Genomic DNA, 13,540 nt, shown 5'->3' on the forward strand with positions numbered 1-13,540 from the left:
AAATGATCCCGCTCACGCGGAGATGCTACGTGAGGGTTGATTGCTGGCGCGCGGTATGGCGTCCCGAGTGGTGTAAGAGAGGTTGAGGAGTGGAGATGCTACGCAAGTGAACGTGCCTGGCGGTTAGGTTGAGATCCTCGGCCGCATTCGCGAAGGAACAAGCGGTTTAGCGGCCAAGAAGAGAATCGATCTTTGCTTTGATGGCGGGGTCCATTTGGATGAGGGGGGGCCAGGGGCGTTTGAAGCCTTCGCCGGGGAGTTTTTTGGTGGCATCGATGCCGAGTTTGGTGCCGATGGCGATGTCGGTGGTGGCATGGTCGAGGACGTCAGCGGGGCCGCGGGTGAAGATGGAGTCGCGCTGGGGGTCGGTGTTGGCGCAGAGGTGGAAGAGGACTTCGCTGGTGTTATGGACGTTGACGTCGGCATCGACGATGACCATGTATTTGGTGAACATCATCTGGCCCATGCCCCAGAGGCCGTGCATGATTTTATAGGCTTGCATGGGGTAGGTTTTTTTGATGCTGACAAAGACGAGGTTGTGGAAGACGCCTTCGGCGGGGAGGGCGATGTCGACAATCTCGGGAAAGTTCATCTTAAAGATGGGGAGGAACAGTTTCACGCTGGCACCGCCGATGTAGAAGTCTTCCATGGGCGGGATGCCGACGATGGTGCAGGGATAAACGGCATCCTTGCGATGGGTGATGGCGGTGATGTGAAAGACGGGATACGGCTCGGGCAGGGTGTAGTAGCCGGTGTGATCGCCGAAGGGGCCTTCCATGCGGAGCGGTTCCTGGGGATCGATGTAACCTTCGATGACAAAGTCGGAATTGGCGGGGACCATGAGGTCGTTGGTCTCGCATTTGACGAGTTCGACAGATTTTTTGCGGAGATAACCGGCGAGGAGGAATTCGTCGAGGCCATCGGGCAGTGGGGCGGTGGCGCAGAAGGTAAATACGGGGTCGCCACCGATGAAGATCGAGACGGGCATGCGTTGGCCGGATTCGTAGTAGCGGCGTCCGTGGCGGGCGGCGACTTTTTGAAGTTGCCAGTGCATGCCGGTGGTTTGGGCGTCGTAAATCTGGATGCGATACATGCCGACGTTGCGGTCGCCAGTGTCGGGATCCTGGGTGACGACGCAGGGGAGGGTGATGAAGCGGCCGCCGTCGTGGGGCCAGCATTTGAGGATGGGCAAGTCGAGGAGAGACGGAGTTGTTGCGTGTTGCGTGTTGCGTGTTGCGGGCTCGGAGATCATCGGAGCATCAGGCCAGTGGGCGGTGCGGGTGGCGGGGGCGTCGTAGCGGTGGATGACGTCCTTGCACGGGCCGGAGCGGACGGTTTTGGGTTTGGCGTGGCGAAGGTCGAGGGCGGTGCTGAGGAGTTTCAGGGCTTCGCGCAGGCCGGTGGGAGGCTTGGCCTTCATGAGAGCGCCGAGTTCGGCGGCGGCGGCATCGATGGATTCGGCGCCGATGCTCATGGCCATGCGGCGATGGGAGCCGAGGGTGTTGATGGCGACGGGGAATGGGGAGAGTTGCCCATTCACGGTCGGTTTTTCGATGAGGAGCGCCTTGCCGCCACCGGGGGATTTCATTTCGCGATCGGCGAGCTCGGTGATTTCGAGCTCGGTGGCAATGGGTTGGGAGATGCGCTTGAGTTCACCCGATTGCTCGAGTGTGTGGAGGAAGTCGCGAAAGGAATCGAACGCCATACGAGGGAAAGGCTAGCAGAGGGGTAGGGACAAGGCAAAGCAAAGGGGCAAGGATGGAGGATGGCAAAAATTGAAACATCCAACGCTGAACTTGCAACATCGAACATCGAAAGGGGAAAAATGGAAGGCGCGGGAAATTCACGCGGAATGCGTGAGGATGCTCACGTGCAGGGGTTTTAAGCGCGAGAAATGTTGGGAAATCGGGTAAAAGTTGGATTGGCATGGGTGATGCAGTAGAGAGCAATCAAATCAGGTTGACACTGGAACTGAATTTAAAATAAAGTTTGCAGACTGTTACCCAACACGAAACAAAGTATGAATAAAATGCGAAAACTCAAAACTGGGGCTTTCACTCTAATCGAGCTGTTAGTCGTCATCGCCATTATTGCCATTTTGGCCGGCCTCTTGCTGCCTGCGTTGGCGAAGGCCAAACAGAAGGCGCAACAGATCAATTGCGTTAACAACCTGAAGCAAGTGGGACTTTCCTACCGCATGTGGGGTGGCGATAACGGAGATAAATATGATTATGCCGTCAGCACTGCGGCGGGTGGTGTCTCGGAATTGTTTCCTGATCCGGGTACCCCAAATGCAGATCCTAATGTTTACCGCGCTTTCCAGTGCATGTCGAATGAGTTGAGCACTCCGAAGGTGGTGATGTGCCCATCAGACGAACGCGTTGCTTGCACCAACTTTGCCCAAATGAATGCTGCGGTTAATACTACTGCCAACGGCGGAAATTTTGGAGTTTCCTACTTTGTAGGCATCCATGCCGATGAAACACAGCCGCAGGCATTGTTGAGCGGTGATCGTAACCTGGGTGCATGGTCTGGCGGCACCGCTCCGAATTACACCACTCCTCCCATAGGATTTGGATATGACAACTCTACTACCGCAGCCGGTGCTTTCATGTATTTGACTACCAATGGAACAGCCGTTGCTGGTTGGACTGACAAGATGCATCAACGCAGTGGTAACGTCGGTTTGGGCGACGGCAGTGTGCAGAAGACCACATTGTCCGGTTTCCGTAAAATCTTGAGCACTTCGGGTGATACTGGTCTTGCCACTTCGCCGACCACCACCGGAAATGCGATTTACATCCCATAACCTGACTACGGGGTTAAGATCTTAAGTTCCAAAGGCGTCCGTAAGGACGCCTTTTTTGTTATTATCAGGCGGGACGCGAGATGAAAGTATGCTCCGACGAATACCGGACGAGTTTTTAACTGGCTGAAGCAGTCAGCTCAATGATGCGTCGGAGGGAAGTGGAGGGTTGAAAGTCGATGGTTTTGAAGAGTTTGTCAACGACGGGCTTGCGTCGGCGCATGTCCTCGAAACCGGGAGCGTAGGCCTGGTTGTAGGGGAGGAACTCGATGGTGGATTTGGAGTTGAGGGCGTGAATGACCTGCTGAGCCAGTTCGAGAATGCTAATCTCCTCCGTGCTGCCAATGTTGAAGACTTCACTGCGGGCAGCGGGGCAATTTTGAAGACGGGTCAACGCTTCGACGGTGTCTTGAACGTAACAGAAGCAACGGGTTTGCCTGCCATCTTCGTAGACTTTCAACGGTTGGCCAGCCTTGGCAGTGGCAATGAACCGAGGTAAGACCATGCCGTAGCGGCCGGTTTGACGGGGGCCGACAGTGTTGAATAAACGGGCAATTACCACCGGGAGTGAACGTTCCTTGGCATAAGCCATGGCCAGAAACTCATCCATGAGTTTCGAACAGGCATAACTCCAGCGTCCGCGGTGAGGTGGGCCAATGAGCAGGTCATCCTCCTCGGTGAATGCGGGTTTCTGGCTTTTGCCGTAAACTTCCGAGGTGGAGGTGAGGAGAATGGGTGTTCCGTGAGCCGCCGCGACTTCGAGGATGATTTCAGTTTCGTGGAGATTTGTCTCGAGAACGTGGATGGGCGAACTGACCACCAATTCAACTCCCACCGCAGCCGCCAGATGATAAATGGATTCAGCGTTGGCAACGATTTCAGACAACTGTTTGCATTGGGAAACCTTGCTTTGAATCACCGTTAACTCGGGATGAGTCGCGAAAGGTTTCAGATTTTCCAAGCTTCCGGTGGAGCAATCATCGATAACAACAATTTTTTTGCCAGCGGGCAGGAGCCGTTCAATCAGATGCGAACCGATAAAGCCAGCACCGCCCGTGATCAGGATATGTTTGGCGTCCGGCATTAGTTTGTCTTTTCGGCAGGTTGAGTGCCGCCGGGAGGCGCGGGAGACTGGCTGGCCAGGTGCACGTTGGAATCCATGCTTTCCAGCAGGGCTTCAGCAACTGCCTCAGCAAGTTTCTGACGATAAGCAGGGTCAGCGATGCGCCGGGCTTCCTGAGGGTTCGACAGGTAACCACCTTCAATCAAAACAGCTGGACGGCTCTGGTTTTGCAGCACACCCAAAAACCGCGCACGTCGCACGCCACGGTCGATTTGGCCGTTCACTTTCAACAAGGAGCGGTGCAGGCGGACAGCGTATTGCAGATTGTCCCGATCATAATAATTGTTGGGAAAGGAGAGGTTTGCGTTATCTGAATAACCGCGGGTGAGATTGGAGGGCAGGCCTTTAGGGGTGAGGCAATAGGTTTCCAATCCTGTCTGCGTATGGTCGGGCAGGGAGGAATTGAAATGCAGGCTGAGAAAGAGGTCAGCTTTGTGTTTTTCGGCGAAGGCGACCCGGTTGGAAAGGGCGAGATTGGCATCGCTGGCGCGGGTCATGAGGGCCGTGAACCCTTTGGCGGCCAGGATTGCCTGGAGGCGGTAGGCCCAGTCCAAGGTAAACTCCTTCTCGAAATGACCGTTGAAAACACTCTTTGTGCCGTTATCCGTGCCGCCATGGCCGGGATCAATGACAACAACCCGATTGGTCGACCACTGGAAGGAGGGTTTGTTGTTGAGCAAAGGCTCGAAATTCTTGTTTGCATCCAGCGCATGAAGATAAGGGCGTCCATTGGAGAGTTGCGGTGCGAAGCCGAGTCGATACTCCAAGCCATTCCAGTAGGCCAGTTGACTTCCCACTTTGACGCTCATCGTGCCATTCGGTGTAGCAAAGGAATAGGTCGGATTCGCGTCAGCGGTGAGACGCCGCAAGGTTCCGAAGCCGTTGAGTTGTACCCAGCGGTCCAAGGCGATCCACGCATCGGTAATCTGATTGGTGGGGGCGGCAGGAGTTACTGGTGCTGGAGCCGGAATTATCCTGGGCGCCGGAACTGCAACCGGCGCCGGAGTGGGCACGGTAACGATGGGGCTTGCAGGTGCGAAATTGGCTGACGCCGTAACGATCGCAGTTTGTTCAGGAACAACCGTAACTTCCGTGGGCGGTTGTTGCGGAGGGACGGTGGAACAGCCAGCCAGGACGACCAGAAGAAACGTACCGAATTTTCCGCACTTTGACACACCGTTATTGTGCGAAAGTGGTCGGTTTACTCAAGAAGTTTTGCAGGGGTCGTAACACTTTTGTTTAAGGCTCCCGCCACATCTCAAACGGGCTTGCGAGATGCTCACCCTGGCTTCATGATTAGGCTTTGGAAAGAATGATGAAAAAGGCCCGCATTTGAGAATACTTGTTGCCATAACCGGCGCCAGTGGTTCGCTCTACGCGCAGCGTTTGCTCGACAACCTGGATGCCGGGCAGCACGAGATCCATGTCGTGATGAGCAACTATGCCCATGCGGTCATTTCGGAAGAATTGCCTGAAGGATTGAAATTGCCAGCCGGTGCGAAGCTTCATGGTTTGAAAAGCATGAACGTGCCCTTCGCCAGCGGTTCCAATCCATTTGATGTGATGGTGGTCATTCCGTGCAGCATGGGAACAATGGGACGTATCGCGCACGGTTATAGTGAAGATGTTCTCCTGCGATCAGCTGATGTCATGTTAAAAGAGCGCAAAAAGCTGATTCTCGTCCCACGAGAGACACCGCTGAATCTGGTGCACATCAAAAATTTTGAACTGCTCACGCTGGCTGGAGCGGTCATTTTGCCAGCCAATCCGTCGTTTTACACCCGCCCTAAAACTGTTGAACAAGTAGTCGATACCGTGGTGGCGCGAGTGTTGGATCATATGGGCGTGCCGCAGGATTTGGTACAGCGTTGGCAGGACGAAAAAGATTAATTAGTAAGCAATCTCAGATGTTTTCTCAAATTTCCAAATACGCATCATTCGTCAAACTATCCCATACGGTATTCGCATTGCCTTTTGCATTGGCATCAATGGTGGTGGCGGCGCGGGAGAATCGAGGCTGGCCGGGATGGAAAACATTTGGTTTGATCCTGGCAGCGATGGTTTGTGCCCGGACTTGTGCGATGGCGTTCAATCGCATCGTGGATAGGAATTTTGACAAACTGAATCCACGGACTGCGAGCAGGCATTTGCCGACGGGGCAAATTACATTGTTCAGCGCAATTTTAGTGTGTGTGTTAAGTGCTGCGGGCTTGATGGTGGCGAGTTTTTTCTTAAATCCGGTTTGCTTTTATCTCTCGCCGGTGGCGCTGACGGTGGTCTGTTTTTATTCCCTGACCAAGCGGTTTACGGATTTCACACATGTATATCTGGGAATTGCATTGGCATTGGCGCCGATTGGGGCATGGCTCGCGGTTCGGGGTGGTTTGGCATTTTGGCCAATCGATAAGCATTCCGGCGTGCTGCCGATTATTTTGGCGGTGGCGGTGGTGTTCTGGTTGATCGGCTTTGATATTATTTATGCGCTGCAGGATTATGAATTTGATCGCAAGCAAAGGCTGCATTCGCTGGTGGTGAGATGGGGGCCGAATAATGCCTTGAGTGCGGCATTTCTGGCCCATGTTTTGATGTGGGGATTGCTCTTCCTCTTCGGGTTGCTTTCGGGGTTCCGCATGGCATACTTGGTGGGGTTGATCGTGATACTGTTCAGTCTGTTGCTGGAACATTGGCTGGCCCGGCGTCGAAGTTTGAAATGGATCAATGTAGCATTTTTCCGGCTGAACGCACTGGTAAGCCTTGTCTTCCTGGTCATCACGGTCGCGGAAGTTGTATTTCCGGGATTTAGGATGAGACAATGAATTCATTTGTACAACGCAGTGAGTTGCGCGACATCTACGAGAAGGTGGCGGCGGGGCAGCGTATTTCCGAGGCGGATGCCTTGCGTCTGTTTGATTCCAAAGACCTGAATGCTATTGGAGCCATTGCCGACCTGGTCCGTCTCAGGAAAAACGCTAATCGCGCCAGTTACATCATTAACCGCTATATCAATTATTCCAACTACTGCATCCTGAGCTGCCAATTCTGTTCATTTGCCAAAAAGAAACGCGATGCGGACGGTTTTCAACTGTCAGTGGAACAGATTGTGCAAAAGGCACGTGAAGCGTCGGCAATTGGCATTACGGAACTTCATATTGTCGGTGGACTGCATCCTTCACTGCCCTTCAGCTATTACACGGAGATGTTGAAGTCACTGCGCGCGCTCGATTCGCGGTTGCAATTGAAATGCTTTACGGCCATTGAGATCCTGCATCTCGCCTGGTTGGCGAAAAAATCAGTGAAGGAAACCTTGGGGGAATTAAAAGCTGCGGGCCTGGATTCGTTGACGGGAGGTGGCGCGGAAATTTTTCGCAAGGAAGTCCGTTCGGCCATTGCCAAGGGCAAGGAATCAGCCGACGAGTACTTGGAGGTACATCGCACTTGGCATCAGATGGGCGGACGTAGCACGTGCACGATGCTGTTTGGTCATATCGAATCACTCACTGATCGTGTGGATCATTTGCGGCAGTTGCGAGCGTTGCAGGATGAGACCAAAGGATTCACTGGTTTTATTCCATTGCCGTACCAACCGGAGAATAATGAGATTCCAGTGAAAACGCCGCCCACTGGTTTTGATACTTTGCGAACGCTGGCGATCAGCCGCATTTACCTGGATAACTTCGATCATATTACCGCCTACTGGGTTGGCATGGGACTGAAGCTCGCGCAAGTCGCGTTGAGCTATGGGGCGGATGATATCCATGGCACTATTATTGAGGAACATATTTTCCACATGGCCGGCGCCAATTCGCCGCAGGAGCAGACGGAAGCCAGTTTGGTGAAGGTCATTCGTGAAGCTGGTCGAGTCCCGGTGCAGAGAAATACGTTTTACGAACCGATCAAAATCTGGGATGCGCCGACGCAAAACGAAATCAGTGCAGGCGCTAACCGGTCCAAAGTTTTGGACGATAATCTCGCCACCGCATGAGCCTTCCGGAAGAAATGCCCAAGTTGCGCATGGCTCCGGTCGAAACGCCCGAGCAATTGGCGCAACGTGCTGAACGTGAGAAGCGCGCACAGGAACTCCAGCGTGAAGGTAATTTGGAACAGTCGCTGGCACCTTTTCGTGTTGGCTCCGTCCATTATCTCAATGCTGCTCCTTTGACGCGAGGCATCGAGGATGAAATCGTGCTGGCCACACCGTCCAAACTTGCGGAGATGTTGCGGCGGGACGAGCTCGATGCCGGGCTTGTGAGCATTACTGAAGTTCTTCTGAACGATCGTTATGACATCCTTGATAGCATGGCCATTGCATCGCTGGGTGAAGTGAAGAGCGTGTTTCTGGCGCATAGGCGTCCGATTGAGGAAATTAAAGAAGTCTTCTGCGACACGGCTTCGCTTACGAGCATCAATTTATTGAAGGTGCTCCTCGCTGAACGCGGGTTGAAGCCGGAGTTCAAGCCATTGCCCAGCTACGAAGCTGCGACTCAGCTGGATTATGTGCTCCTGATTGGCGATGCTGGAATCGATTTCATACGCGCGCCGCATCAGCATGAAATTTTTGATTTGGGTGCGGCCTGGTATGAGCTGACCAGTTTTCCTTTTGTGTATGCAGTCTGGGCGTTGCGTCGTGGAGTGGAGAACAGCCAGTTGCGTCGACAACTAAGGGAAGCGCGGGATTTTGGCCTGGATACATTGGATTCCATTATTCGCAGCCGGACCGAATACGATTACGAATTCCGCAAGGATTACCTTGGCTGGCATATCCATTACCACATGGGCACGGACGAAAAGCGGGGTGTCGCGAAGTTTGTCGAATTATTGCGCAAACATGGACTCGGGCCGGTTTATGAGCCAAGGTTTGTAGTGTAATCTATGAACTGTCCCGTTTGCCAGACCAGGACACTTGCCACTCACAGTCTTGACCAGGACCTGGCCTCCTGGAGGTGCGATAGCTGCCAGGGCCAATGGATCAACTCGTTTCAGTTTTCGAAATGGATCGAGCAACATCGGTTTGGCCATCGTGTCGAAGGCCCGGTGCAAACTTTTGAATTGGCCAGCAATGAAACGAAGTCGGCCAAGGTCTGTCCTGAATGCAGTCGCATCATGACCAAATTCAAAGTGGGAAATTCGCTTCCGTTCTCACTGGATCGGTGCGGAAATTGCGGCGGAATATGGTTCGATAAAAATGAATGGGAGATGTTGCAGGGCTCCAACTTGCGCGATGAGATTCACCTGATTTTTTCCGCAGCGTGGCAGCACCGAGTTCGGCATGAGGAACAGGTAAGGCATCTTGAGGAACTCTTTAAAGAAAGAGTGGGCGAGGCTGACTTTGCTGAAATTAAACGGATCCGGGAATGGTTGAAAAAACATCCCCATCGGCAGGAACTTTACGGTTATTTAAATAACCCCGAGTTTTAACTCTGCTCCTTTTCGAGCTTAGCCAGCACTTCCGGGTCCCGCACATCGACCCAGCGACCGGCGATTTCCATTCCAGCAATGGGATGATGCGCAGCTACGAGTGCGCTTATGGCATCCGTGAGTTCATATTCACCACGCGGAGATTTTTGCAATTTCGCTGTGAAATCAAAAAGGGATGGCCGGAAAATGTAGATGCCTGCATTGTACCAAGCCGTGTCACCGGACTTTAGCCAGCCATCGCGCTGCAACTCGTCCAATTGTGCCGGGCTGGGTTTCTCTACGAGGCGCTTCAGGGAAAACTTTTCATCGAAAAATACCAATCCGCCTTTGGTGACATCCTCACTGCCAGTGACGGTGAGGACGCCTGAAAAATAGTCCTCGTTATAGCGATGAACCATTTGCTGGTATGTTTCAGGTCTGACGAGAATGTCGCCGTAGCTCAGGAAAAAGGGTGAGCTGCCGATGAAGTCTTGAGCGAGCTCAGGAGCTTTGCCGGTGCCGTCCTGCACGAGTTGACGGCCATAAGCGATTTTTAATTTCCATTTTTCGCCGGTGCCAAAATAACTTTCGATCACCTCGGCTTTGAAGCCGGTGACAATGAAAACTTCGTGCACTCCCGCCGCCGCGATGCCTTCAAGAATGTGTTCAAGAATCGGTTTGCCATGCACTTTGAGCATCGGTTTCGGAAGCTCATTGGTGAGTTCCCGCATGCGGGTGCCTTTACCGGCGGCCAGGATAATTGCTTTCACGAGCCAAACTTTAAATGGAAGGAGGAATGATGCCGATAAAAAATTATTACTGAATCCCGAGGCTGGACCACGGGATGCCATAAACGCGTTCAAAGAGCAGCTTTTTTCGCTCGTCGCTGGAAAGGTCCTTTGGTAGCGATGCCAGGATCATTTCACGTGCGGCACTGAACATACGCGCTCCCATGATAAACCGCTCCTCGCCAGAGCGGGACATGATCATTTCACGAACTTTTTGCTCGATTTCAGGAGTTGTATCATTCATTGCAGGCACTCTTGCAACAAGGTATTCAAATTCAGCTCCTGTGTCCACCATTCCAAGTCAATGAGGCCGTTATTACATCATTATCCCATTGAATATTTTTGATAGTTCCCCAGTCTTGAACCGTCTCCTATATGATGCGAAACGTTTTGGTTTTAGCTGTGGTTTCGGGCTTTCTTGCCGGCAGCGATGCGTATGCGGCAGGAAAGCAATTAACGGGGCAACACGCGCCGGCCAATACGGCGGCTCTTGCGCCAGCCGAGGCGCAAAAGGCCTTTACAGTGCCGGAAGGATTTGAGGTGCGCCTGTTCGCCAGCGAACCAGATGTCATCAATCCCGTGGCCATGGCTTGGGATGAACGTGGACGGTTATGGGTCGTCGAACTCTACGAATATCCGTTAGGTGCTGCACCCGGAACAAAGCCACGTGATCGAATAAAGATTTTGGAAGACACAGACGGCGATGGTCGGGCGGATAAAGTCACCGTGTTCGCCGATGGATTGAATCTCGCCACGGGTATTCAGGTGGGTTACGGGGGGGTGTTTGTTGGTCAGGCACCGGATTTATTGTTCCTGCAGGATACCAATCATGATGACATTGCTGATACACGCACGGTCTTGATGACTGGCTTTGGATTGGAGGATCGGCATGAGTTGCTGAATGGCTTTACCTGGGGGCCGGATGGTCAGCTTTATATCACGCATGGAGTGTTTACGCATTCCAAAGTTAAAATTCCTGAAGCCAGTGCGCCAGGGGTGGAAGTGACGGCAGCGGTGGCGCGGTTTCAGCCGAGGACGAAAAGATTCGAGGTCTATGCGGATGGAACGAGTAATCCGTGGGGAGTGGACTTTGACCGGTATGGGAATGCGTTTGTCAGCGCCTGTGTGATTGATCATCTCTTCCACATGGCGGCGGGAGGAATTTATGTGCGGCAGGGTGGAACTCCGGCGAATCCCTATTCCTATCAATTGCTGCCTTCGATTGTGGATCACAAGCACCTGATGGCGGCTTATGCTGGTATTCAGGTGTATCAAGGCAATCAATTTCCGAAGGAATGGCAGGGCGAGGTGCTATTTGGCAACATTCATCAAAGCGCCATTAATCATGATCATCTCGTGCCAAACGGCTCGAGTTTCAAAGCTGAGGCGCAAAAGGATTTTCTCACTACTACAGATGGATGGTTTCGTCCCGTAAGTGAACAAGTCGGACCGGATGGAGCGCTATGGGTGATGGATTGGTATGATAAATATCCCTGCTATCAAAACGCGCAGGCTGACCCGGAAGGAGTGGACCGCGAGCGCGGGCGCATCTGGCGCGTGGTGTATACGGGCAAGCATCCGGGAGCGAAGGTGCCGTCACGTCCTGAGGTGAAGATGGATTTGGCCAAAATGAGCACGGTGGAGCTGGTGAATTTATTGGCACATCCCAACATTTGGCAGCGCAAGACCGCGCAGCGCGTGCTCACCGAACGCCGAGATCCTGCGGCTGTGCCGGCACTCAAGAAACTTCTGAGCGATGGAAAAACCTTGGAGGCGCGCCTGTTTGCGTTGTGGACGCTGAACAGTTCAGATCAGATCAGCGAATCGGTGCTGGAAGATTTTTATCAGGATAAAGAGCCGGCGATACGCGCATGGATCGCGAGGATAGCGGGTGAACGACGATTGGCCGACGAAGCTGTGATCAAAGGGCTGGCGAAGCTGGCGAGTGATCCAGACCCGAGTGTTCGCCTGGCAGTGGCGACAGCGGCGCGGCAATTGGTGTCCGGTTCACTGACTGTGGACACACCGGTGCCCGACAGTTTGAAGGAGATCGAGACGGGGCGCATTCTGGCTCCGCTCGTAATTGCTTCAGCGGATGCCAAGGACCCTTTGATCCCGTTCATGATCTGGCAAGCGGCTGAACCGAGGATTGCGGAGCATCCCGAGTTTGCGTTTCGATGGTTGGCAGCGAATGGCGCCGAAGCCATGCCCCTGCGCGACCAGATTGCGCGCAAGACCATGCGCCGCGTTTGTGATACGCAGGATACCGCCAAGCTGGATATGGCAATGCAATTTTTGGAAGCAGTCAGTGGTAAGAATACCGCACTGACGGCAGCGGCATTGGACGGGCTGCTCGAAGGTTTGCAAGGGAACAAGCTGAAGCCGACGGTGGATACTGATGCCCTGCTTAAAAAGCTGGCTGCTAGTGGCAAGCCGGAATTGGTGGATCGGGCCCAGCGCCTCGGCACTTTGTGGGGCAATGCTTCCTCCATTCAAGCCGCAGTGGGAACGGTCAATGATTCCAAAGCAAGCACTGATGAACGCATCAAGGCAGTTCAGGCGGTGAGGAAAGTTAAATCTTCGGCAGCGCGGGATGCCATGGTCAAAGTGCTCTCGAATAATAATCCTGAGCCGTTGAAATTGGAGGCGATTCGCGCGCTGGGAGAAATTGGTGGCGACAACGTGGCCGAGGGATTGGTGGAACGATGGAAGGAGTTCACACCCGGAGAGCGACGAGTGGCGGCGGAAGTGCTCGTGTCACGGCATCGTTGGATTTATACGTTTTTGTCCGCCATTGAAACTAAAGCGATTTTTGCGAACGAGATTCCGGCGACTGTGATTCGCACATTGAGCGAAAACAGTGACGCGGCGATTCGGCAGCGTGCGGTGCAGGACATCGGGCGGGTTCGTCCCGCGGATGCGGACAAGCAGAAGATCATTGCGGTCAAGAAACAGATGATTCTTGAGGGAAAAGCCGACTTGCAGGCCGGGCATGAGCTGGCGAAGAAAACCTGCTTTGTCTGTCACAAATTGTACGGTGAGGGCGCAGAGGTTGGGCCTGACCTGACCGGTGTGGGGCGGTCAACGCTGGATGCCTTGCTGGCGAATGTGATCGACCCGAATCAAGTTGTGGGCAAGGGATATGAGAATACTGAAGTTGAGACGAAGGATGGCCGAAGCATCAGTGGGCGGTTGGTGGAAAACACGGATACACATGTCAAATTGCTGTCTGCCGGACCGAAGGAGGAAGTGGTTGCCAAGTCGGACATCGCCGTTATGCGCACGGGTGAACTTTCACTGATGCCGGAAGGATTGGAGCAAATGTCGGATGCCGATTTTCGTAATCTGATGATGTTCATCCTGCATCCGCCACAGGAGAAGATTGCGCAGCAGAAATAATTCTGCTTGCGCAGAATCCTTAAACGAAGC

At 53.4% G+C, this 13,540-nt stretch carries 11 protein-coding genes and 1 pseudogene; 7 read left to right on the forward strand and 5 right to left on the reverse strand.

Annotated elements, in window-relative coordinates; genetic code table 11:
* Window positions 1-166: 166 nt before the first annotated feature.
* Window positions 167-1,705: a UbiD family decarboxylase gene (locus CFLAV_RS05350; RefSeq protein WP_007413628.1), complete on the reverse strand. Its 1,539-nt coding sequence runs from the start codon at window positions 1,703-1,705 to the stop codon at window positions 167-169.
* A 324-nt stretch (window positions 1,706-2,029) separates the two neighbouring features.
* Between CFLAV_RS05350 and CFLAV_RS05355 the strand changes: the two genes are divergently transcribed.
* Window positions 2,030-2,809 (forward strand): type II secretion system protein, encoded by a 780-nt coding sequence (locus CFLAV_RS05355; RefSeq protein WP_237712365.1) that lies wholly within the window; start codon window positions 2,030-2,032, stop codon window positions 2,807-2,809.
* Window positions 2,810-2,924: 115 nt separating this feature from the next.
* Here CFLAV_RS05355 and CFLAV_RS05360 read toward each other — a convergent pair whose 3' ends face one another.
* Window positions 2,925-3,890: a GDP-mannose 4,6-dehydratase gene (locus CFLAV_RS05360; RefSeq protein ID WP_007413630.1), complete on the reverse strand. Its 966-nt coding sequence runs from the start codon at window positions 3,888-3,890 to the stop codon at window positions 2,925-2,927.
* Complete coding sequence (locus CFLAV_RS05365) at window positions 3,890-5,104, reverse strand: N-acetylmuramoyl-L-alanine amidase family protein (protein WP_007413631.1); 1,215 nt, start codon at window positions 5,102-5,104, stop codon at window positions 3,890-3,892. Before CFLAV_RS05365 ends, CFLAV_RS05360 begins: the two co-directional genes overlap by 1 nt.
* 154 nt (window positions 5,105-5,258) lie before the next feature.
* On the opposite strand from CFLAV_RS05365, the pseudogene CFLAV_RS05370 reads away from it, so the two are divergent.
* From CFLAV_RS05370 to CFLAV_RS05390, 5 genes and pseudogenes are all read left to right on the forward strand, one after another.
* Window positions 5,259-5,819, forward strand: a pseudogene (locus CFLAV_RS05370) (UbiX family flavin prenyltransferase); the annotation flags it as partial.
* Between the two features lie 17 nt (window positions 5,820-5,836).
* Window positions 5,837-6,745, forward strand: a complete 909-nt coding sequence (locus tag CFLAV_RS05375) for a UbiA-like polyprenyltransferase (protein ID WP_007413634.1) — start codon at window positions 5,837-5,839, stop codon at window positions 6,743-6,745.
* Window positions 6,742-7,911, forward strand: coding sequence for an aminofutalosine synthase MqnE (gene mqnE / locus CFLAV_RS05380; RefSeq protein WP_007413635.1), 1,170 nt, complete (start codon window positions 6,742-6,744; stop codon window positions 7,909-7,911). The genes CFLAV_RS05375 and mqnE overlap by 4 nt, the downstream gene beginning before the upstream one ends.
* Complete coding sequence (locus tag CFLAV_RS05385; protein WP_007413636.1) at window positions 7,908-8,795, forward strand: menaquinone biosynthesis protein; 888 nt, start codon at window positions 7,908-7,910, stop codon at window positions 8,793-8,795. The genes mqnE and CFLAV_RS05385 overlap by 4 nt, the downstream gene beginning before the upstream one ends.
* 3 nt (window positions 8,796-8,798) lie before the next feature.
* The gene (locus tag CFLAV_RS05390) at window positions 8,799-9,344 is read left to right on the forward strand and encodes a TFIIB-type zinc ribbon-containing protein (protein WP_007413637.1); all 546 of its coding nucleotides are present in this window, start codon (window positions 8,799-8,801) and stop codon (window positions 9,342-9,344) included.
* Here the strand turns inward: CFLAV_RS05390 and CFLAV_RS05395 are convergent.
* Window positions 9,341-10,093: a nucleotidyltransferase family protein gene (locus CFLAV_RS05395; protein WP_040547153.1), complete on the reverse strand. Its 753-nt coding sequence runs from the start codon at window positions 10,091-10,093 to the stop codon at window positions 9,341-9,343. The two genes, CFLAV_RS05390 and CFLAV_RS05395, sit on opposite strands and share 4 nt — an antisense overlap.
* 46 nt (window positions 10,094-10,139) lie before the next feature.
* Entirely contained in the window at window positions 10,140-10,355 is a 216-nt protein-coding gene (locus CFLAV_RS05400; protein WP_150107283.1) for a hypothetical protein, read from the reverse strand.
* Window positions 10,356-10,486: 131 nt separating this feature from the next.
* Here CFLAV_RS05400 and CFLAV_RS05405 point away from each other — a divergent pair, with 131 nt between their 5' ends.
* The gene (locus CFLAV_RS05405; protein WP_007413640.1) at window positions 10,487-13,510 is read left to right on the forward strand and encodes a PVC-type heme-binding CxxCH protein; all 3,024 of its coding nucleotides are present in this window, start codon (window positions 10,487-10,489) and stop codon (window positions 13,508-13,510) included.
* Window positions 13,511-13,540 lie beyond the last annotated feature (30 nt).

The sequence above is a fragment of the Pedosphaera parvula Ellin514 genome (assembly GCF_000172555.1).
In the GTDB taxonomy this organism is placed as follows: Bacteria; Verrucomicrobiota; Verrucomicrobiia; order Limisphaerales; family Pedosphaeraceae; genus Pedosphaera.